At 41.7% G+C, this 20,987-nt stretch carries 19 protein-coding genes; 8 read left to right on the top strand and 11 right to left on the bottom strand.

The features are described from left to right. Positions 1-90 precede the first annotated feature (90 nt). The 5 genes from DP114_RS25805 to carA form a co-directional block, all read right to left on the bottom strand. Positions 91-393 carry a DUF1816 domain-containing protein gene (locus tag DP114_RS25805; protein WP_169266620.1) on the bottom strand — a complete coding sequence of 101 codons (303 nt, stop codon included), beginning with the start codon at positions 391-393 and terminating at the stop codon, positions 91-93. Between the two features lie 80 nt (positions 394-473). Then, the gene (gene rlmB / locus DP114_RS25800; RefSeq protein WP_171977468.1) at positions 474-1,451 is read right to left on the bottom strand and encodes a 23S rRNA (guanosine(2251)-2'-O)-methyltransferase RlmB; all 978 of its coding nucleotides are present in this window, start codon (positions 1,449-1,451) and stop codon (positions 474-476) included. 95 nt (positions 1,452-1,546) lie between these two features. Beyond that, the gene (locus tag DP114_RS25795) at positions 1,547-2,029 is read right to left on the bottom strand and encodes a Mini-ribonuclease 3 (RefSeq protein WP_169266622.1); all 483 of its coding nucleotides are present in this window, start codon (positions 2,027-2,029) and stop codon (positions 1,547-1,549) included. Positions 2,030-2,476: 447 nt separating this feature from the next. Continuing rightward, positions 2,477-2,866, bottom strand: a complete 390-nt coding sequence (locus DP114_RS25790) for an STAS domain-containing protein (RefSeq protein ID WP_169266646.1) — start codon at positions 2,864-2,866, stop codon at positions 2,477-2,479. A gap of 275 nt (positions 2,867-3,141) precedes the next feature. Beyond that, positions 3,142-4,308, bottom strand: a complete 1,167-nt coding sequence (gene carA, locus DP114_RS25785) for a glutamine-hydrolyzing carbamoyl-phosphate synthase small subunit (RefSeq protein ID WP_171977467.1) — start codon at positions 4,306-4,308, stop codon at positions 3,142-3,144. Positions 4,309-4,668: 360 nt separating this feature from the next. On the opposite strand from carA, the gene DP114_RS25780 reads away from it, so the two are divergent. Beyond that, positions 4,669-5,859, top strand: coding sequence for a retropepsin-like aspartic protease family protein (locus DP114_RS25780; protein WP_171977466.1), 1,191 nt, complete (start codon positions 4,669-4,671; stop codon positions 5,857-5,859). Positions 5,860-6,301: 442 nt separating this feature from the next. Further along, complete coding sequence (locus tag DP114_RS25775) at positions 6,302-8,182, top strand: cyclase family protein (protein ID WP_246162772.1); 1,881 nt, start codon at positions 6,302-6,304, stop codon at positions 8,180-8,182. A gap of 23 nt (positions 8,183-8,205) precedes the next feature. Here the strand turns inward: DP114_RS25775 and DP114_RS25770 are convergent, their stop codons facing one another. Beyond that, positions 8,206-9,309: a Vgb family protein gene (locus DP114_RS25770; RefSeq protein ID WP_171977465.1), complete on the bottom strand. Its 1,104-nt coding sequence runs from the start codon at positions 9,307-9,309 to the stop codon at positions 8,206-8,208. Between the two features lie 19 nt (positions 9,310-9,328). Between DP114_RS25770 and DP114_RS35340 the strand changes: the two genes are divergently transcribed. Further along, entirely contained in the window at positions 9,329-9,472 is a 144-nt protein-coding gene (locus tag DP114_RS35340) for a hypothetical protein (RefSeq protein ID WP_246162770.1), read from the top strand. Positions 9,473-9,636: 164 nt separating this feature from the next. On the opposite strand, the gene DP114_RS25760 is transcribed toward DP114_RS35340, so the two are convergent. After that, on the bottom strand, positions 9,637-9,990 hold the full coding sequence (locus DP114_RS25760; protein WP_216669938.1) for a hypothetical protein: 354 nt from the start codon (positions 9,988-9,990) through the stop codon (positions 9,637-9,639). A 115-nt stretch (positions 9,991-10,105) separates the two neighbouring features. After that, positions 10,106-11,194: a hypothetical protein gene (locus tag DP114_RS25755; RefSeq protein ID WP_169266627.1), complete on the bottom strand. Its 1,089-nt coding sequence runs from the start codon at positions 11,192-11,194 to the stop codon at positions 10,106-10,108. 239 nt (positions 11,195-11,433) lie between these two features. Here DP114_RS25755 and DP114_RS25750 point away from each other — a divergent pair, with 239 nt between their 5' ends. The 4 genes from DP114_RS25750 to DP114_RS25735 all read left to right on the top strand — a co-directional run bounded on the left by DP114_RS25750 (position 11,434) and on the right by DP114_RS25735 (position 16,612). Next, positions 11,434-12,930, top strand: a complete 1,497-nt coding sequence (locus DP114_RS25750) for an aldehyde dehydrogenase family protein (protein ID WP_169266628.1) — start codon at positions 11,434-11,436, stop codon at positions 12,928-12,930. Positions 12,931-12,942: 12 nt separating this feature from the next. Beyond that, the gene (locus DP114_RS25745) at positions 12,943-13,152 is read left to right on the top strand and encodes an RNA-binding S4 domain-containing protein (RefSeq protein WP_169266629.1); all 210 of its coding nucleotides are present in this window, start codon (positions 12,943-12,945) and stop codon (positions 13,150-13,152) included. Positions 13,153-13,428: 276 nt separating this feature from the next. Further along, entirely contained in the window at positions 13,429-16,221 is a 2,793-nt protein-coding gene (locus tag DP114_RS25740) for a HEAT repeat domain-containing protein (RefSeq protein WP_171977464.1), read from the top strand. A 4-nt stretch (positions 16,222-16,225) separates the two neighbouring features. Continuing rightward, entirely contained in the window at positions 16,226-16,612 is a 387-nt protein-coding gene (locus tag DP114_RS25735; protein ID WP_171977463.1) for a hypothetical protein, read from the top strand. Between the two features lie 62 nt (positions 16,613-16,674). Here DP114_RS25735 and DP114_RS25730 read toward each other — a convergent pair whose 3' ends face one another. Continuing rightward, positions 16,675-17,691: a bestrophin family protein gene (locus DP114_RS25730; RefSeq protein ID WP_171977462.1), complete on the bottom strand. Its 1,017-nt coding sequence runs from the start codon at positions 17,689-17,691 to the stop codon at positions 16,675-16,677. 549 nt (positions 17,692-18,240) lie between these two features. Between DP114_RS25730 and DP114_RS25725 the strand changes: the two genes are divergently transcribed. Continuing rightward, complete coding sequence (locus DP114_RS25725) at positions 18,241-19,611, top strand: GTP-binding protein (protein WP_169266633.1); 1,371 nt, start codon at positions 18,241-18,243, stop codon at positions 19,609-19,611. Between the two features lie 28 nt (positions 19,612-19,639). On the opposite strand, the gene DP114_RS25720 is transcribed toward DP114_RS25725, so the two are convergent. Both DP114_RS25720 and DP114_RS25715 read right to left on the bottom strand, forming a co-directional pair. After that, the gene (locus tag DP114_RS25720) at positions 19,640-20,476 is read right to left on the bottom strand and encodes a TlyA family RNA methyltransferase (protein ID WP_169266634.1); all 837 of its coding nucleotides are present in this window, start codon (positions 20,474-20,476) and stop codon (positions 19,640-19,642) included. 10 nt (positions 20,477-20,486) lie between these two features. Next, entirely contained in the window at positions 20,487-20,912 is a 426-nt protein-coding gene (locus tag DP114_RS25715; RefSeq protein ID WP_169266648.1) for a DUF29 family protein, read from the bottom strand. Positions 20,913-20,987: the final 75 nt, after the last annotated feature.

Below are 20,987 nucleotides of genomic sequence, written 5' to 3'. Positions count from 1 at the left end.
TAAGGCGTGGCGTTAGCCATAGGGTTATCAGTAAACAATGAACAGTGAATTCATAACTGATAACTGATAACTGAATTCTCCTGAATTTAATTACATTTGACCGCTAAAGACAGGCTGTACTTTGCGGTCAGTCCGTTCCCCCAGGTCATCAGCAATCGTCAAAGCAGTTGGTTTACAGCGTTTTACATCAACCCCAATTCCTTGGGCTCCTTCGAGTTCCAAATCTTCTACGTAGCCTTTTATGGCCGCTTTTGCATCAGCAGAACTGACAAACGGTCCAAAGTAGTAAGTGCAACGGGGGTTTTGTGTTACAACTTCCACCCACCAAGCCAAGCCAAAATTGTCGAATATGTTAATCAACAATTCCTTAAAGTTATTCCAAATAGTTTTCATGGTTCTCGCCAATTTCTAAATGTGATACTCGGTTTTAAATGCTGCCAGTTTTGACTGCTTTACATTTCTTTATACTCTGTTTACTCTTCTTTTTTCAAAGAAATTTTTTGGAATTTATCCACGTATAGGGTATTTATCCAGCGATGACGATAAATTTCATAAAGCGCCATACCCGCTGCTACTGAGGCATTCAAACTTGGAGTCTTACCTTGCAAGGGGATCGACACCAAAAAATCACAATGTCGTTGTGTCAAAATACTCAAACCTTCGCCCTCAGAACCAACTACCAAAACAATAGGACCGTTAAATTTCACGCTATGTATAGGTTCGCTTGCTTCTGTAGCAGTACCGTAAATCCAAAAGCCACCAGCTTTCAGTTCTTCCAAAGCACGTTGCAAGTTCACCGCCCTAACTACGAGAAAGTTTTCTAAAGCACCAGCAGCTACTTTCATGACTGTGGAGGTGATTCCACATGCTCTACGTTGTGGGATCACCATTCCTTGAGCACCCAATGCTTCTGCTGTGCGAATAATTGCTCCCAAGTTGTGAGGATCAGTGATTCCATCAGCCACAACAATCACAGGATCAGTTTCAGATTTTGCCTTGGCAATCAACTCATCCAAGTCAATGTAGGCATAGGGAGCAATTTGTGCCGCTACACCTTGGTGGTTAGCTTGTTCTGTAATTTGGTCTAGGCGCTTAGGCTCAACTTCGTCGATAATTGTGCCATTTTCTTTCGCTCGTAAAATCAGCGAATGAAAGCGGGGATCGTAACGGAGGCGCGAAGTGATCCAGATACGGTTAAGATCCCGCTCGCTTTCCAAAGCACTCAACACTGGATGACGACCGTAGATCAAATCTGTATCTTCTGATTGATCAGAAGATACAGATGAATCAAAGAATTTCTGATGCGGGCGTGGGCTGTCTCTCAAACCGTTAGCACCCTTACCTCTGGGATTGGGACTCAGATGAGAAATGACACGCTTGCCCTTGACTCTCAAGGGTTGCGCAGTATTGTTTTCGCCAGAAGTCTTAATTTTTCTTGGTTTATCAATCATGTGAGTTATTGGTAGAGCTTAATAGGTAAGCATTGTTGTGATCTCAATTGGTCTGAACCGACTCTGCAAGTTTTGCGATTCGTGAATTGAATTTCTTACGGCTTTTCTAAGTCAAGTTTTTGCAAAAGTTCGCTTAAGCGATCAAAATCGGTGAGATACAGGTAGCCAATTAAAGTTTCTAAACTAGTTGCTTGTTGATAGGTTGCCATATCAACCCGCCTAGGGCGTCCGGTGGCAGCGTTGCGACCCCGTCGGACAATTTCTAACTCAGTGTTATTTAGATGAGGATACAGCGACTCCAACATTTTGGCTTGCGTCTCTGCCCTGACTTGTGCCACAACTAGACGATGGTATGCTTCGGGTCGCCTTGATGGTAGTAGATAAAACATTCTAACGTAGAGCTCACAAACTGCATCTCCCAAGTAAGCTAAAGCAGTAGGAGATATTTGTTGCAGCTGGGCTTGTGAAATTTCTTGGAATAATTGCTCTTTGCTTGCCCTTAGTAGTTGACACCAAACTGAATCCTGACTAGGAATTTCATTTGAGCCATCTAGTAGGTTTTCCTCCTTTGATGTCACAAGTTTTTCTTTCCTCACAAGCTACATTAGGCAGGTTTACCTAAGCATAGTCAATGCTGAAAAATTTACTTGCTAAATTTTATCTTTTTTTCAATTTTGGTTACCATTTCATATACTAAAAGCACTGAGGTGTGAAGTGTAAAAACCAGATAGATCCATAATTATTTATCTGGAACCTAAAAGTAAAAATGCTTTAAAAGCCTTAAATTATAAGGTTATGACTTATGAAATGGAGTTTATATCTTCAGATTATAGCATACAATCACAGGTTTTTGAGCCTTATACACTATTTATTTATGTTTCTCAACCCGAGATATTTGTACTTTACGATTTCGCTCCGTACTTTATGAGTTAACATTACGCAAAATCACAAATTCTAATTTAATAATAATTAAGCTATCCAGATTAAATTATCGGATAGCTATATAAGGTTCTCGGGTCAAGGAATCAAGACGATTTGACGTTTTCTAGAGCCGTATCAACTGACTGTTGTAGGGCGAGAAACTTCTCCAAGCGAACAAGCTTGACCGTCTGAGTAACACGGGCATTAGTGACAATTTGGAAAGTGCCTTTGGAGTTTTGAGCCTGCTTGGCTAACTGTACCAAAGCACCCAAGCCAGAGCTATCAACAAAATCGATTTGCGAGAGATCCAGAATAATGTGCCCTGGTCCCTCGTCAATCTTGCTCCCAATAACCTTGCGAAATGTCGGTTCGGAAAACGCGTCTAACAAACCTGTGAGGCGGAATAGCTGGCAGTTATCCCGGACTTCACGAGTGCCTCTCAGGCTTACAGTTAGATTAAGTGGCTCAGCAATAATTCCCTCCAGATAAGTTATGGTGAACGCTCAAGTATAGATGGTTTTAGTGTAGGTTGTCTACAACCTACTGGCAGGGAAGATGGGATATAGGGGAAAAGAGGAAAGTAGAGAGCCACACAGTAAGACTGGTGATGCTTTGAGGGTAATCAGAAGGTAGGTAACTGGGGTTAGCCATAGGTATACCCTAAAGGTGAGGGAAAATGATCCCTGCCTTTTGTGCTCCCTCACTTTCTCACTTTTATTGTCTGCCTCATCTTTGTTGTCCCCTTACCCTTGCGCGACTTTCTTCATTTTTATCCTACTTTGGCAACTGTTGCTCGACGAGCAGCTCGCATTGTTTGAACAAATTGCTCAAACAGATAGTCAGCATCGTGAGGACCAGGACTTGCCTCTGGATGATATTGTACGGAAAACACAGGCAAAGACTTGTGACGTAATCCAGCAACAGTCAAGTCGTTTAAATTAAGATGGCTAATTTCTACAACGCTGTTAGGTAAAGTGTCTGGATCAATTGCAAAGCTATGGTTTTGGCTGGTAATTTCTACTTTTTGTTGTAGACCAGCTGGCTGATTTAAACCACGATGACCAAATTTTAGTTTAAAAGTTTCCGCTCCTAGTGCATGACCCAATATCTGGTGTCCCATACAAATACCAAATATCGGTTTGTTAGTCTCCAGTAACGCTTTTGTGGTTTTTATTCCTTCGGTGACAGATGCTGGATCGCCAGGACCATTAGAAAGAAAGATTCCATCGGGATTGTATTTGAGAATTTCTTCTGGTAAGGTATTTGCGGGAACAATAATAACCCGACAACCGTAACTTGCTAAACGACGCAAAATATTGCGTTTTACCCCAAAGTCAATGGCGACGACAGTAAAAGATTCCTCGGAATTTTCTTGACAAGCAGGGTTAAACTCCCATACTGGCTGGGTGGGATCAGACCATTCATATATGTCTGGGGTGGTAACCTCGTGCACAAGGTTCAATCCTTTCATGTTAGGGGCTGCCTGTACTTGCTCTAGCAATTCAGCCTCATCCAGAATTTCTGTGGAAATACCACCATTCATGGCTCCGAACTCCCGAATTTTACGAGTTAATGCGCGGGTATCAATTCCATAGATACCAGGTATATGCTGCTGTTCTAGGTATTCTGGTAAGGATTGTGTTGAGCGCCAATTACTTGGTCGAGTACAAATATTGCGAGCAATAGCACCCCGCACCTGTGGTTTACTTGATTCTTCGTCCTCTAGATTAACGCCAGTATTCCCCAATTCAGGATAAGTAAAAACAACTATCTGACCACAGTAACTAGGGTCTGTCAGGACTTCTTGGTATCCACTCATACCAGTGTTAAAGACAACTTCCCCAATCGTGGTTCTAGTGGCACCAAAAGACCAACCACGATATGTGGTTCCATCTGCCAAAACAAAAATAGCAGGTATTGCGTCAAAAACAGACATAAGCGATAACATTCCAAGATTTGTGATTAGGCGACAGGTAAACAGTTCAAAATTTCAAAAATGCCCTATGCCTTGGGCACACACTTTACGCTCATTCCAAATTTCAAATTAAAAAAACAGTATTGGTAACCATCCTGCTCGCTTGCTGTATGGAAATTTAATGGAGGACAGGTAAAACACGAGTTACAAAATAATTAAGCTTTAATTTCATCACTTTACCTGTCCGTTTACAGATTATGAAATTCTTACCCCGTACTTTACAAACTAAAATTTAAGAGCATGACATATAAAATCTTCCAACAATAATAGACAGTCGCAGAAAATTTCTACGCCGAAGCGCAAGTAAAATTATAATTAATCATGCATCAGTTTATCTTATCCCGAGCAGCGCTGGTTCTTCTGTCAACCACACTAGCGGTTTTGACTGTTGCCTGTAATGGAAAGCAACAGGTTAGCGTTACAAGTCATGAGGAGCAACCTGCGTCTAAAGATCAAAGCGTTGCATCCCCTGTAGCGACAATGGCACCTCCAAGTGCTACTCCACAACCACAGCCGACGGTGCAACCCACCAGAGAGATGTCAGTTAACTATTTTGAACAGGGACTGAACAAAGCTGTTGGAGCTCTCAACATCAGCCAATCAGCTAAATCGACTGAGGATTGGAATTTTGTGGCAATTCTGCTTGCAGATGCGATCGCCTTAATGAAAAAAGTGCCAGCTGATAGTCCTGATTTCACAAACGCCCAAGCAAAAATCTTAGATTACCAGCTTGATCTCAAAAATGCAATACACAAAGCCGTCCCCCCTATCAATCCGTTACAACAAGCGCAACCAGAAAGGATAGCTGCCATTCCTCAAGTTTCTGTGACACCAACTGTGACACCAACTGTGACACCAGCTATTACCCAACCAACTATCACCAAAACACCTGCCGCAGCACCAGAAAAATTCCAACCACCATTACCACAGGTGACTCCACTAACACCGCTTAAACAACAACAGGTGTTTGTTCCACCAACAATTAAACGACAAAACGAACAACTGGTGTATATAGCCCAGATTAAACGACGAATTGGTGGTACGCCAATTATCGAAGTCACCTTTAATGGCACTCAACCGTTTGAGATGATTTTAGATACTGGAGCTAGTGGCACAGTGATCACCCAGAATATGGCAAATGCTTTGGGAGTGGTGCAAGTTGGAAAGGCTAAGGCAAACACAGCAAATTCTAAAGCAGTGGAATTTCCTATCGGTTATGTGGATTCGATGGAAATTGCAGGGGCGAAAGTGAATCATGTTTCTGTGGCGATCGCAAACGCGGATTTAGAAACTGGGCTTCTCGGACATGACTTTTTTGGTGGCTACGATATCACCATTAAACGCGACATTGTAGAATTTCGTCCCCAATCGACTTCGCCTGTTTGGGGTGGGCGATCCGCGCCAATGCCGATTGGGCGGCTAAGAGATAACCCATCGCAAACCACTCCCAGAGTAACTGAGTTTACTGCTCCAACTGTGCCCAAGCAACTCCCTTCTGTAACAGATCCTTAGTGCTTGTGACAAAACTCTCCATTCAACGCACTGTTATACTTGCTTAACTCTTGCTTGACACCTTTCAAATCTAAGAACAACTTATACCATTTTGGATTTTAGATTTTAGATTTTAGATTTTCAAACAATTACTAGTAATCGCTTAATGCGTTCCATCTGTCGCAAACATTTTTTGAATTGGTATCATTTCATTTCAAAAAACTTGACATTTGAGACTTTTTGATCGTTAAAGAAGTTTCTTCGCATGACATTTTTTTACCTTTTCTTAACCTTTTCTTAACTTAAACTTAATATTGACGTTGTTTACTTATTACTAATTCACTTTTTGCTGCAACATTTAAGCCCTCCAAAATCTGATAACTCCAGAAATTGGAGGGTTGTTTCTGCTACTAGGTAGCAAGTAAACCTTTGCAATCCTATCGAAGCAATATTAGAACAGACTTTGAAGGATAATCACTTTCTCTTAGATACAGCCAAGTCCTACTTGCTCAAAGAAATTGTACCTCAAGCGAACAAGATAGACCATGATCCAAATACTTTATTCTATGCACTCCGAGGTCTTGGCGAATTAGACCTTTTGGCACTCAAGGTTCCACGTCACTGGAGTGGAAAAGAAGTTAGTGAACAGACATATGGCACCTTCCAAGAACTATTAGCACGCTATTCTGGTGCTTTAGTCTTTTTGCAAACTCAACACCAGAGTGCGGCTGGTATGCTTGTTGCTAGTGCCAACTCGTCCCTACAGGAAAGATACCTCCCCCGTATGGGCAACGGTCAAGTTTTACTGGGTGTTGGTTTTTCCCAGTTGCGACGCGCAGGTGATCCCCTGACTGTAGCCACACCGGTTGCTGGGGGATATCAACTTAATGGGGTTGTTCCTTGGGTGACAGGATGGGAATTTTTTGGCGAATTTATCATTGCTGCCACATTACCAGATGGTGGCGCTGTTTATGGTATTGTCCCGTTAGTCGAAACACATCAACACTCAGGAGGTACGCTGACACTTTCACCTCCAGCACAATTAGCGGCGATGACATCAGCTAATACCGTAACCGCTACCCTGAAAAACTGGTTCTTACCCACAGAAAGTGTTGTTTTCATTAAACCTGCTGGTTGGATTCACGAAAACGATAAAAAGAATATTCTTGCAGCTGTTTTTATGGCGACGGGATGCGCCCTTGCTGGTTTAGATATTGTGGAGTCTGTCGTCAGCAGAAAACCTCTACCTTTTATCCAAAAAGCTTTTGATTCTCTGCAACAGGAATTGAACAACTGTCGCAACGCTGTTCGCGAAGCGCAAAATAATTCTAGTTTGGAATTTGCTGAACGCTTACAATTGCGGGCTTGGGCGATTGATCTTGCAGGACGAATAGCTCATGCAGCGGTGACTGTTTCTAGTGGTGCTGCTATATATAGTCATCATAATGCACAACGGGTGTACCGTGAGGCGCTGGTCTTTACTGTGATGGGTCAAACTCCTGCAATTATGGAAGCAACTTTGGGGAGATTGACGCGATCAGGTTTTGAGAATGAACCGCACCAGAGCAATTTGCGGTGTGGATCTTCCTCCCGCAAAGTTCGCGGTGGGCGCAGAGGAAGCAGAGAAGGAACAGAAGAGGAGAAAAAGATCGCTTATTCGCGGGTGATACATTTGAGTCATGTCATTGACTCGGATATTCCTCAATGGCAAGGTGATCCACCAGTTGAATTTGAGACTGTGGCGGAATTGCATAAGGATGGTTATTATCTGCGGCGTTTTTCTCTAGGAGAACACAGCGCGACTCATATTAATGCTTCCAACAGTTTTCACCTTGATGGTGTAGGGATTCACGAGTATTCTGCTGAGTCGTTGGTTGTCCCTGGCGTAGTTATTGATATTCGGGAACAGGCGCTGGTAAATGCGGATTACACTCTTTGTGTTGAGGATATTCTGAGTTGGGAGGAACGCTACGGTAAGATTCCGCCTGGTTGTGTGGTGTTACTGTATACAGGTTGGCAAGAGAAATGGTCGGATGAAAAAGCTTTTTTATACCAGGACGAGCAAGGAAGTATGCATTTTCCTGGGTTTGATAACGATGCGACACGGTTCTTGCTGGAGGAACGCGAAATTGCCGGAGTCGGAATTGATACTCATGGAGTAGATTCAGGGCAAGATACTACTTTTGGGACTAATTCCTTGGTGTTGGAGAAACCGCGTATTGTATTGGAGAATTTAACGAATTTGAACCAGTTACCGCCAACAGGGGCGACTCTAGCAATTGGTGCGTTGCGGTTACGGGGTGGTTCGGGTTCTCCGGTTGGGGTGTTGGCGTTTGTGCCGTAAATTTATAATTCCTCTACAGAGGTTTAGATAACTTGACTGCATTTGCGCTTCAAAAGCAAAACTGCATATAAAGCCCCGAGAGACAGTAAACCTACTGTTGAAGCTGGTTCGGGTACGGTTATGGAGGCGTAAGTAATACCAACGGGACGCAACAACCGACTGTTAGTAGGTACGAAGACGGAACCAGACTGACTTGGGGCGGGTAAGGGGTTTCCAGTCACTTCGTCATAACGCAGGATTGCGCCAAAGTTATTGTTTGTCGTATCAAACCCAACTGTGTAGAGGATATTGTTAGGATCGATGGTTAAATTACCAATGAAATTGTTACTTGGTGTATTTGTGTAATTGGTGGATAAAACATCCAGTAACTGCCCTGTCTTGAAATCATATCTTCTGATTCCGTTAGCAAAGTCACTCACAAAAAGGTCACCTTTGGAACCAAGTGTTAACCCAAGGAGACTAACAAATTGAGGGCTGTCTGGTAGTGGTGTTGGCTGTTCAATAAAGACAGTAGACGTTTTGGTTGCTAAATCAAAACGCAGCACTTGGCTGGGTAAACCGGGAAAAGTGGGAACGCCATCAACAGCAACACTACCTTGAGTCGTGACATATAAGCTTCCATCTGGACCGAAAAGCAGATCGTTTGGTCCATTCAAACCTCCAGGTTGACCATTTCCCTGAGAAAATTTATCAACAAACACTCCTGTGGTGGCGTTGAAACGTAAAATCTCGTCACTTAAAAAACTCGCGACGTAAAGATAACCATCGGGACCGAATGCTGCACCATAGGGGCGAATCAAACCGTTACCAGAGGCAAAAACATCGATAAATTCTCCAGTCTTTCCGTTGTAGCGAAGGATTGCAGAAGTTTCAGGGGTAGTTCCGCTGCTAACGTAGAAGTTACCATCAGGACCGAAGTTCAAGTCATCTGGATCTTTTAAACCGCCACTTGTTGCTTTAACGAACTCGCCAAGAAAGTTCCCATTCTGCTCATCATACATGATTACATTGTCACCTCTAGTGTTACCAATCAAAAGAACTGCACTAGCAGGAGACAAACCAAGACCAAACGCAGTCAAACCACTTACAACGACAGAAGCAGCAAAAGTTGCAAATGTGTTATTCATTATAATTACGCAGTTAATTATGAAAGCTGGTAATTATTTTACAGAAAATGTGTCACAAAAGATTCTTTGGATACAAATATTTGGAGCAACTTTGGCAATTGGTGTGTTGCTGTTGCGTGATGGTTTGGGTTCTCCGGCTGGGGTGTTGGCGTTGATTCCATAAAAAATCTTTGTTGGCTTTTGATTTTGTTGGGTTTTGATAAAAATAGGACTTACGCATTTGGAGGAAGGAGACAAAAAGATTATCTCCTGCTGTCTCCTCCTCGATTGCTTTTTAAGTCCATTCAACTGTGCGAAAGTTTTCTACGAATCTGCTGAAAGTTTATCCTATGTAAGCTTATCAAGCTGAGTTACGATTCCAGCAATTTTTACCAGTCCTGAAGCTGGGCTTAAAATTACGTTAACAAGGTTTGTAAGATTCGTTAAAATTTGTACCAACTTATTCACTTCTTGCAGTTCTTCGATAGCAGCGCCTAACTTATCCGTGACGTTTGTTATTTTTTTTGCTGGTTCCTGTAAATCAGTTCGTATTTCGTTAATTTGTTCAATAGCTATCTTATTTATACTACGAATAAGACGATCTGCCGAGTCTGATATTTTTAAGGAATTTGACAGATTTATCTGAAAGTTTACAACTAACTCTTCTCTTCTATCCCGGATTGAATTAACAAGTTCGATCATCCTAGTCTTCAAGTCTTCCAATTCACTCGATTTCAGAGTAAACCCTACCATATTACATCTCCTTTTATATTAAAACTGTGAGTAAGAATGAAACTTTTTCGGACACAAATTTAAGTTATAAACCTTTCTGCATTTTTTGAATTAAAGGTTCTAAGCTTCTTTCGTATTCAGATACTATTTTTCCAACATTTTTGATTTCCTCCTCATCGTATCTAATTGCTTTTTCTTTAGTCACTGATTTATCTGCCTTAGGTGTGTAAAGGTCTTGACAATAGTTTGGTAACTGGGCATCATCGAGCTGATCTTTACCTTTACCTTGAAACTCCGTTTTCAGATCGCTATGCATTTTCGCTATTTTCTGAAGTAGTTCTACATAGTTTTCTGCAGCATCTCTTCTACTTCTGATAGAATCCATAGCCTTGTTATAGTTTTCTTCTAGCGTGATGAAATCTAGAGGTCGTTCCTGGTAAACTGCTGTAACCCCACCTATGTAATTAACAACGTACTCTCGAATTTCTAGCTCTTCTGCTTTCAAAATTCCGTTAACATAAGCCTGTTGTGTAAGTCCTGTTAAGCCTCCTTTTGCAGGTTCGTTAGAGGCTAAATCTTTTACACCAGATGTTGCACCAATATAAGTCTGTATATCTTTATCGGTACACACAATTGCTTTTTTTAACTTTTCGCGGCGAAATTCCCTTGTGAATGCATTGGTAATAAATTTGGCAATATTTATGCCAGCGTCAACATCAGAGTTATTTAAACTAGAGAGTTTTCCGTTAGATTGCGGAATTTTTAAATTCTTGAGTGATTCACCAAGAGCATCAAAGTTTTTATCGAAAGATACAGTATCACCGCTAGCAATTTTACCCAAAGCTTTTAAATATTCTACAAGAACAGAGTTTGCTTGTTTAACATTATTGACAGCCGGTCTGTTGGAATTCTCACAAATTGTTTCTTCTTCTTCTCGCTTTCGTACTGGACCTGATGAGCTTCGATCTGCTCCAGAGGGTGGAGCTACCAGAAAAGACATGTATTTCGTTCTTGTTATGCAAGAGTTATAAATGTCATCAGCTATATTTGAGGATGTTTTATCCAACGTATCAGCCATTTTTCCTACATTTTTAACTGAGGGAAAATCACGACCACAACTGTTAAGTAAAAGAGCAAGCGGAACTAGAGCAAATATTGCTCTGCGAGGTTTCATATGAGGTATCATGTAATTTTTTTAGGTATGATTGAGAAAGAAAGTTAAGCTGATTTGTCTTCCTTCTACATTCTTAATAGGTGCAACGGAAAGTGACTTATGCACTTGTGAGATAAAAATAGATAAGATGTCGTTTTGCCTTTAGTTCACTACCCTGAGGTGTGACTTGACTACAACCGATAAATCAAGCGAAACTGGTGCAAATGTTCCAGTGCATCTCAAATCCGGAGGTGTATATCATGATCACTCCCCTGACTTGTCGCAATTACATCGCCGCTGAATGGGTGAATGCTGCTTGTGTTGACACCCTAGAAAGTCGTAACCCTGCTGATAGCCGGGAAGTTGTTGCGACTTTCCCGCGTTCTGCAGCAGTTGATGTTGACAATGCAGTCGCAGCAGCCCGCAAGGGATACCGCAGTTGGCGACTTGTCCCCGCGCCAGCAAGAGCAGAATATATCCATAAAGTGGGAGAACTTTTACAAAAATACAAAGAAGAACTCGCCCAAATCATGAGTCGGGAAATGGGTAAACCCCTGACGGAAGCACGGGGAGATGTTCAAGAAGGTATTGATTGCGCTTTTTACAATGCTGGTGAAGGACGACGATTGTTTGGGCAAACAACACCTTCAGAAATGCCCAACAAATTCGCGATGACGGTAAGAACACCCGTTGGAGTTTGCGCCCTGATCACTCCGTGGAATTTCCCAGTCGCTATTCCCTGCTGGAAAATGATGCCAGCTTTGGTATGCGGTAATACTGTTATCCTCAAACCCGCTGAGGATACCCCCGCTTGTGCAACGAAACTTATTGAGATTTTTGCAGAAGCTGGTTTTCCTGAAGGTGTTGTCAATTTGGTGCATGGGGTGGGACAAGAAGCGGGAAAAGCTTTAGTTGAACATCCTGATGTTGACTTGGTATCTTTTACGGGTTCTTCTGAGACGGGTGCTTTTGTCGCCTCGACTTGCGGACGCACTCACAAGCGAGTTTGTTTGGAGATGGGCGGTAAAAATGCTCAAATTGTAATGGAAGATGCAGATTTAGAACTTGCTCTTGAGGGTGCAGTTTGGGGGGCTTTTGGAACAACTGGGCAAAGATGTACTGCTACAAGTCGCCTGATTTTGCACCGCGACATCAAAGAGAAATTTACCGCTATGCTTAAAGAGCGCACTAGTAAGTTACGCTTGGGCGCAGGAATTGATCCCAACACTGATATAGGTCCAATTATTAACGAAACGCAACTTCAACGGGTGCGCAAGTATCTGGATATTGCTCGTGAAGAAGGTGCAAAAGTCTTGATTGGTGGAGAAATCGCAACTGAGGGAGAATTACAACACGGTTACTTTTTTCAACCGACTATTCTTGATCAAGTCACTCCCAAGATGCGAGTCGCTTGTGAAGAGATATTTGGACCTGTGGTGGCGGTGATAGAGGTGAGTTCATTTGAAGAGGCGATCGCCATCCTCAACAACACTCCCTACGGTCTTTCTTCTTCAATCTACACCCGCGATGTCAACCGCGCTTTCGCCGCTATGCGCGATATTGAAGCCGGGATCACTTATATCAATGGTCCTACGATTGGTGCAGAAGTTCATTTGCCCTTTGGTGGTGTCAAACAAACTGGAAACGGACACCGGGAAGCTGGTTCTGCTGTTTTGGATGTGTTTACAGAATGGAAGACTGTGTACGTGGACTTCTCTGGAAGTTTGCAGCGTGCTCAAATAGATAATCGTAGTTAGGTTATTGGATTTATGGACACAAGCGCCAGCACAATTAAACTCGACCAGTTTTTAAAGTTCGTGGGTATCGCACCAACTGGTGGGCAAGCTAAGCTACTCATTCAAGGAGGCGATGTCAAAGTTAATAATACAGTTGAAACCCGACGAGGACGGAAATTAGTATCAGGCGACAAGGTGACGCTGGGAGGACAAACCTTTGAGGTTGATTTGGAGAATTTATAATTGACAGCATGCCAAATGTTCGCTCTTTATGCCAGATGCACTGCGAGCATATTGGTGGCTTGTCATAGTACGCGAGCAAGATGCTCGCATACTTTCACACCATTGGAATGCTTTCTTTATAATTTTTCTAATACCGTTTCACGAAACATTTGATACAAATAATTTGTTTCTAATTCTTTCCCCCTGCTCCTTACTATGCATTTGTATCAACCTTAAAATAAAACGCTATAAAAGATATAGGAAATAACATCAGTCATTAATCAGTCAACTTCCTGCATGAGCGCAGATTTTCAAAAATACCTGCAATCTGTGTGTAATGCTTACCATTATTGGTGGAGCTTGTACACCATCACGGATGTGGAAGGGTCTAAACCAGTACAGCCTAAAAGTGTAGCGTCGCCTTTTGATTTTGGCTTAATGGTGCAAACGGTACAGCCTCAGCAGCAGGAGAAACGCGAAACACCAGAGAAAACAGAACGCCTCCCAGTGCAGGAAGGATTACGTAAATATTCTGAAACTCATGTGCTACTTGTCGGAAGACCAGGTTCTGGGAAGTCCACAGCTTTAGCACGGCTATTGCTGGAAGAAGCGGAAAATTCTGTCATTGCGAGTGAAGCGAAGCGAAACGTTCGCCAAGCGTGTCCGAAGGACTCAGCAATCTCCCCAACAACTGCAACGCCCATACTAGTAGAACTCCGTCAATACAACACCTCTGTCCTTGAGCTTATTCAAAACTTCCTCTTGCGCCACGATCCCAACTTAACCTTTGACAGCGAAACTTTAAAAACTTGGTTGCGACAGGGGCAATTTTTGCTGCTGCTGGATGGACTCAACGAGTTACCCAATGAAGATGCACGGCGAGAGTTAAAAACCTTTTGCCAGAATTACCCGCACACACCAATGATTTTCACCACGCGGGATTTGGGCGTAGGTGGTGATTTGGGGATTAAGAAAAAGCTGGAAATGCAGCCGTTGACAGAAGAACAGATGCAGGAGTTTGTCCGCGCCTATTTGCCAGAACAAGGTGAGGAAATGCTGCGGCGGTTGGGTGGAAGATTGCGGGAGTTCGGGCAAACGCCGTTGCTGCTATGGATGCTGTGTGAGTTATTTAAAATAACGGGCAATGTTCCACCGAATTTGGGTTTAGTGTTTCGCTGCTTTGCCCAGAGTTATGACGGCAAAATCAAAGATGATGTCCCGGTTTCTGGTGAGTCGCGCCGCTGGTGGCAGGAGTTATTGCAGCATTTGGCGTTTGCGATGATGCAGGCAGAAACGCCTACAGAGTTGCGAGTCACGATTGAGAGGCAAGAAGCGCAAGCAATTTTCACGAAGTTCCTTGAAGGTAAAGTTGATTATCCTGCGAGTCGGGCGAGAGAATGGTTAGAGGATTTGCTCAAGCACCATTTAATCCAGATTGCCAGCAATCAGCAAATAGAGTTTCGTCACCAGCTGCTTCAGGAATATTACGCGGCAGAATGTTTACTCCAGCAGCTTCCCAAAATTAGTAATGAGAAGTTGAAACGGGATTATCTCAATTATTTGAAGTGGACAGAACCTCTAGCACTGATGTTGGCGTTGGTGGACAAAGAAGCGCAGGCGGTGCGGGTGGTGCAGTTAGCGTTGAATGTGGATTTGATGTTAGGTGCGCGGTTAGCGGGGGAGGTGAAGGAGGAGTTTCAGGAGAAGACAGTGGGGTTGGTTTTGGGGTTGGAGGTTAACCAAAGACTTAAGATTGAACTTTTGGGAATGACTCGTTCTGAACAAGCCAGATCGCCATTGCAGCAAGCACGGGATAATCGAGATTATGACAATGTTTATAGTTTAGCTGAAGCTTTATCATGTATCGGTGACGATCAGCTAATGTCTGAGTTGCTGGAATGGGAAGACAAACATACTGCAGAGTGGAATCAAGCTAAATTTTACGAAGATTATAATAATCATATTCTTTGTGAAAGAATAGCTTCTGAGTTAGAAAATATAGAATCATCTGATGTGGTAGTTTTGAATTTAGTGAAATTGCTCAATGATAAAAACTTAATAAACAAGAAAGGATCTGATCAATATTTAAAGCCCCGAAATTACCAAGCACAGGCAGTACTAGGAGAAGAGCTATTTAATCAAACGATTTCGTTCTTGTTAAAAGCATTAAAACATGAAGATTTTAGGATACGTTATCATGCTGCTTTGGCATTAGGAAATATAGGTTCGGATGCAGAAGCTTGTGCTTTATTCAAAATTGTAGAAGATGAAAATTACTTTGTGCGCTCTGGTGTAGTTGAAGCATTAGGAAGATTTCGCAGTTATACGGTAATTACTCCCTTAATTAAAGCACTTAATGATGAAAAAGCTTTTGTACGTTCTAGAGCGGCAGAAGCTGTAAGTAAATTCCGTGATGACAAGGTAATTAATGCGTTAATACAAGCATCAAAGGATGAAAAATTTTTTGTGCGTTCTAATGTAGTCAAAGCATTAGGAAAGATGCATTGTAAGCAGGTATTAGAGCATTTAATTAAAGCTTTGAATGATGAAAATTCAGATGTTCGTCAGAGTGCTGTAATTGCTTTAGGAGAACTTGCTGAAGTAAACCATAGCAATCAGTTAATAACAGATGCTCTGATTTCTGCTTTAAACGATGAAGAATCATCTATTTGTTCAAGTGCTATTGATGTAATGAAACAAATCAAGAAAAATCGCTTAATTGCATTGGAACAAATCAAGAAAAATCGCTTAATCAATTCTGTTTTATATGAAGAATCATTAGTCTCTAGTAACCCTGTACAAGTAGAAGAAGTTGTAGAAAGTAAATTTATACCTCAAATGCAAAATTTACTATTAGTTGCAATATATGAGATGAAAGATCTTATTTTAGAAATTCAAGAGCGTTGCAAGTTTTATAACCATAAAATTTTTCATTCTCCCCCAGTTGAGGAGGAAATAAAAACCAAATCAGAAACTTCTAAATCGTCAACTTACATCATTCAACGTGTAGGCAACCTCAACACAGGAGATGTCAATATCCACGGAAATCAAATTGGAACTCAGCACAACCAACTAAATAACAAGGATTAAAACTATGTCAGAAACTTCTAAATACCAAAATAGTTTTCATTTCAATCAAGCTCCTGGCAATGTCAACACAGGAGATGTTACCATCCAGCACGATCAAGTTGGCATTCAACACAACTACGCGCCAGAACAAAAACAAAATCTGGCGGAAGCAGCGAAAGAGATTCAGGAATTGCTAAATCAACTATCTGTGACTTATCCAACTACTGAACCTGAAAAGCGAGCGATCGCCAATCAAGCAATAGCCCATATCAAGCACGACAAGCCAACCACCTGGCAACGTTTACGCAGTGCTACTGAGGCTGCATTAATTGAGGCGTTTAAGGAAGTGCTTGATAATCCGTTTATTAATGTCACAGTTGCTGCTGTTGAAGGTTATAGGAAGGCTGAGTAAGGAGTATAAAGGGTACAAGCCCCTACGCGCATTAAAGATTTGATAATTTTCAGTTTATAGTCTTAAGCTCGCCAGTCAAACTCATTACTACTAGGAGCGAGGCTAATTAACTCTTCAAGATTTCGTTGGATTGTATTGCAAATCACATCTAACGGTAGATCACTGGGATCGTGCCCGAAAGGCTCTTCGATTTCTGAGCCAATTTCTTCAATACTTAATAAAATGAACGTGATAAAAGCCGTAACGATACCAGTCCACCAACCTAAATCACCGACTATTTCAAGAGGCAATACTAGACAGAAAATTAATAATAATTGTTTTAGTACAATACTATATATCAAAGGCATTGGAGTTTTTAAAATGCGTTCACAGCCACCCAAAATATCTACTAACTCATTCACCAAGTTATGTAAGGCAGTCAACTGATAAATATCTAGAGAATTATGCTCGTGTTGATACTGCAAATAATCTCTAATCCATAAGGAAATTTGTAAAGGAGGATGATGAGTTTCTTTAAGTTTTAAATACTGCATTTCGGAAATTAAGGACGCTAACTGCTCGTCCAAAGGTTCTGCCCTAAGATGTAACTTCATCGCGACAGCGAAAGCAACTAATAGCCGAATTGTTGCCTCTTTTTTAACTTTATCTTTATGTGATTTCTCTTTAACTATTACATAAATTCCCTGAGCCAGGTTACGAGTTGCATTAACTAAAGAACCCCAAAGTTTACGACCTTCCCAAAACCGCTCATTCGCTGTATTTGTCCGGAATACCAATAACAAACTAAAACCAATATTGAAAGCAAAAATAGCATTTGTAAGAACACCATTCTTATTTGTGAAGCCATTAAAAAAATCAAAACGCTTGCATAATATTGTTACAATAAATCCATACATGCCACAAAAGATTACCCAAGGAAGAATTGTTGGAAGAACTGACGTTTCGAGTATCAAAATGACTTTTAAAAAATTAAGTTTTTTACCCCTATATAAATTATATTTTCCTGTTAATGAATTGTTGGCGTTGGTGATAAAATGTTTCAACCATTTTGGTGCCTTCCTGGAATGAAAGCTGCTCATATGTGAAACCTCAAAATAATTTAATGTAGAAAGTTAAAAGGGAACTAAAGGAAATTCATTAATGAATCTATATTTACATTTGGATGTACTATTTTTCCTCATTTTCAAGTAATGTAGCCGCTTTAAACATAATCCTAAAACAAAAAAAATTAGTCGTCACCCTTACGTTATATTTTTCTGCTGAAATTAAGAAGAAACACAGATCGCAAAAACAGATCGCAAAAAAAACCGAGACTGAAAATCTAACAGTCTCCAAATCAGACTAATCGTAGCTATAATGCAAACAACCAACTATTTGCAGTATGAACCAACTTTGGAAACTCCTGAATAATTTGATAGAGACTAAATTTAGCCGCTAAAAACCCCAGTACAAGATGAGTGGTAATTTGGTATCTTTAATTTTCTACTTACCTTGTAGCAATAGATTGCACTCCTGCCATTAAACCTAACGATACCCGTATTTTGCGATTAGGAGTCGGCTGTTAGCTTGATGTTTCCAATCCAAAATCAGTCTCAAAACTTTTCGCAAAATATAAAATTGGTATAGTATTGACTCAAATAAATCCAGTGTCAAAGAACGTCCAAGAAACTCACTTAAACCGTGCGCGTGCTAGTCTAAGCCTTGCGCTGTCTTGGTATGGAAATCTTCGTAAACCGGGACAGTCGTCATCAAACTCACAATTAGCAGGTTTGGTCAAACCAGAATTGGAACTTTTGACCTCGACACTTAACAAACTAGACTATAACCTGGTTCGTATTGCTGTTTTTGGTTTGGTGAGTCGTGGAAAGTCAGCGGTGTTGAATGCTTTACTGGGACAAAAGATTTTACAAACTGGTCCTCTTAACGGTGTGACTCAGTACCCCCGTTCTGTACGCTGGAATCCTGGTGGTAAGGTGCAGGTGGAGTTAATTGATACACCAGGATTAGATGAAATTGAGGGTGCATCTCGGGCACAAATGGCGCGAGAAGTCGTGCGTCAGGCAGATTTGATTCTCTTTGTCGTATCTGGTGATATCACTCGCACTGAGTACGAGATGCTGTGTGAATTGCGTCAAGCACAAAAACCTTTAATTTTGGTGTTCAACAAAATAGACCTTTACCCAGATACAGACAAAACAACAATTTACAATAATTTACAACAGTTGGGTGCAGGAAATCCCCAGGGAAAACCCTTAAAACCTGATGAAATTGTGATGGTGGCGGCGGAACCTGCACCGATGGAAGTACGGGTTGAATGGTCTGATGGTAGTGTCGCACATGAATGGGAGACTCCACCACCACAAATAGACGAATTAAAAGAAACAATTCTTAAAATTCTCAATCGTGAGGGGCGATCGCTTCTTGCTTTAAACGCACTCATCCAAGCACGAGATGCACAAGAGGCGATCGCCCAAAAAACCATCGACTTTCGCCAACAACAAGCAGAAGACCTGATTTGGCGATTTACCAAATACAAAGCTTTAGCAGTAGGACTAAATCCCATCCCCTTGTTAGATGTTCTAGGCGGAACAGTTGCCGATTTAGCTTTGATTCGCTCACTTGCACGCCTGTACGGCTTACCAATGACTGGGTACGAAGCAGGAAATTTTTTAAAAACGATTTTATTAAGCTCTGGTGGCTTACTGCTGGGAGAACTAGGTAGCAGTTTCCTGTTAGGTTTGGGTAAGAGTACAGCTGCAATTGCTTCTGGAGAAAACCCAATAAATATCACTGCTTATGCGGGAACTGCAATGACGCAAGCTGGTATCGCAGGCTACGGAGCATATACTGTGGGAAAAGCAGCACAAGTCTATTTAGAAAAAGGCTGTTCTTGGGGACAATTGGGAGCGAGTACAGTTATTAAAGAAATCTTAGCTGAAGTGGAACCAAATACGATTTTGTATCGTTTGCGGCAAGAGTTAGGGGGATATTTGGGGTAGCAACTGGCGTGCCAAGGACGCCAAGAGGTTATTTGTCTCGAAGTTCAGATGCTGCAGATTGAGTCATTTGTTGTAGGACTTCTAAATCAGGGGGTGGAGTTTCACTTTCCATACCCAGCCACAATAAATACTCGATATTCCCAGCAGGACCAGTAAGAGGTGACCAAGTCAAACCTTTGTACTTCCATCCTAATTCACCAGCCGCTTGCAACACCTGAAAAATTGCCTCGGCTTGGTCTTTAGAGTCACGCACAACGCCTTTTTTACCAACGCGGTTTTTTCCCACTTCAAATTGGGGTTTCACTAACAATACAGCCTCCCGAGGAGATTGCAGCAGCTGCCACAAAGCAGGCAAAATCTTGGTTAAGGAAATAAACGACACATCAACCACCGCCAAATCAGCATATTCCCCCCCTTTAGAAGTTCGGGAGAGTATAACATATAACTGTTCTGGTGTCAAATACCGTAAATTGGTGCGTTCCTTCAAAACCACGCGAGAATCATTTCGCAGACGCCAGTCAACTTGTCCATAACCAACGTCAACCCCATAAACCAGCTTTGCCCCAGCTTGCAGCAAGCAATCAGTGAAGCCACCTGTGGAGATACCACCATCAAAACAAATTCGTCCTTCTACAGGAATAGCAAAGACTTCCAATGCTTTTGCTAACTTTTCGCCGCCTCGGGAAACAAAGCGCGATCGCTCCTTAATTTGAATTTGAGCCGCAATATCAACTTCCGTACCTGGCTTGTCAATTATCTGACCATTAACCGTGACTTCTCCCGCTTGGATAAAGCGCTGTGCTAAGGCGCGAGACGAACTTAAATTGAGTTCTACTAATAGAGTGTCGAGTCGTTTTTTAACCAATTATCTTTATCTATTGTGGTTTTATTAAATTTAATGCACTATTTATAATTTTTTCTCGATCAACCAGTTGTTCTAATTCTTCTGGTTGATAACGTCCCTCTTCTACTTCGAGGGTTGCCTCATCGATAGCATTTAAGTACGCTTCTTGCAGGGTTTCCACCAATTCTTCAGGAGTTAAATAAAAACCTCCTGCTTTACGACGCTTATTCTCTCTTTGAATTTCGCGAACTGAATTACGAATAGAGACATCCCAAGAGCGAGTTGTACGATTTTCGGCTTGCTGTTTAATCAGATGCAACAGCAGAATTATCGCGTAGCTACGAATTGTCTTGATTATATCGTTACGGCTCATCTCTTCTAATTCTTCGACGATGACCAACGCTCCTGGTACATCACCTTTGAGCAACAAATCTTTTAACTCTAGTAATTCTTCCATAACCAGCGCCTCAATCGTTGGCACTTTCTATTGTGGCGAATTTTCAGCTTTAGTGCGGTATGCATCGCGAAGGTG

It is taken from the genome of Brasilonema sennae CENA114, assembly GCF_006968745.1.
Taxonomy (GTDB): Bacteria; Cyanobacteriota; Cyanobacteriia; order Cyanobacteriales; family Nostocaceae; genus Brasilonema; species Brasilonema sennae.
Note: the sequence above shows the minus strand (reverse complement) of the source record. Positions and strands in the feature narration are given on the sequence as shown.

Bases quoted from the DNA above. Each gene is read 5' to 3' on its own strand.
- DP114_RS25735 (WP_171977463.1), top strand. From the start codon at position 16,226: ATGTCAGAAACTTCTAAATACCAAAATAGTTTTCATTTCAATCAAGCT.
- DP114_RS35340 (WP_246162770.1), top strand. From the start codon at position 9,329: ATGAAAGCTGGTAATTATTTTACAGAAAATGTGTCACAAAAGATTCTT.
- DP114_RS25730 (WP_171977462.1), bottom strand. From the start codon at position 17,691: ATGAGCAGCTTTCATTCCAGGAAGGCACCAAAATGGTTGAAACATTTT.
- DP114_RS25715 (WP_169266648.1), bottom strand. From the start codon at position 20,912: ATGGAAGAATTACTAGAGTTAAAAGATTTGTTGCTCAAAGGTGATGTA.
- DP114_RS25780 (WP_171977466.1), top strand. From the start codon at position 4,669: ATGCATCAGTTTATCTTATCCCGAGCAGCGCTGGTTCTTCTGTCAACC.
- DP114_RS25770 (WP_171977465.1), bottom strand. From the start codon at position 9,309: ATGAATAACACATTTGCAACTTTTGCTGCTTCTGTCGTTGTAAGTGGT.
- carA (WP_171977467.1), bottom strand. From the start codon at position 4,308: ATGTCTGTTTTTGACGCAATACCTGCTATTTTTGTTTTGGCAGATGGA.
- DP114_RS25745 (WP_169266629.1), top strand. From the start codon at position 12,943: ATGGACACAAGCGCCAGCACAATTAAACTCGACCAGTTTTTAAAGTTC.
- DP114_RS25755 (WP_169266627.1), bottom strand. From the start codon at position 11,194: ATGAAACCTCGCAGAGCAATATTTGCTCTAGTTCCGCTTGCTCTTTTA.
- DP114_RS25760 (WP_216669938.1), bottom strand. From the start codon at position 9,990: ATGATCGAACTTGTTAATTCAATCCGGGATAGAAGAGAAGAGTTAGTT.
- DP114_RS25740 (WP_171977464.1), top strand. From the start codon at position 13,429: ATGAGCGCAGATTTTCAAAAATACCTGCAATCTGTGTGTAATGCTTAC.
- rlmB (WP_171977468.1), bottom strand. From the start codon at position 1,451: ATGATTGATAAACCAAGAAAAATTAAGACTTCTGGCGAAAACAATACT.
- DP114_RS25805 (WP_169266620.1), bottom strand. From the start codon at position 393: ATGAAAACTATTTGGAATAACTTTAAGGAATTGTTGATTAACATATTC.
- DP114_RS25750 (WP_169266628.1), top strand. From the start codon at position 11,434: ATGATCACTCCCCTGACTTGTCGCAATTACATCGCCGCTGAATGGGTG.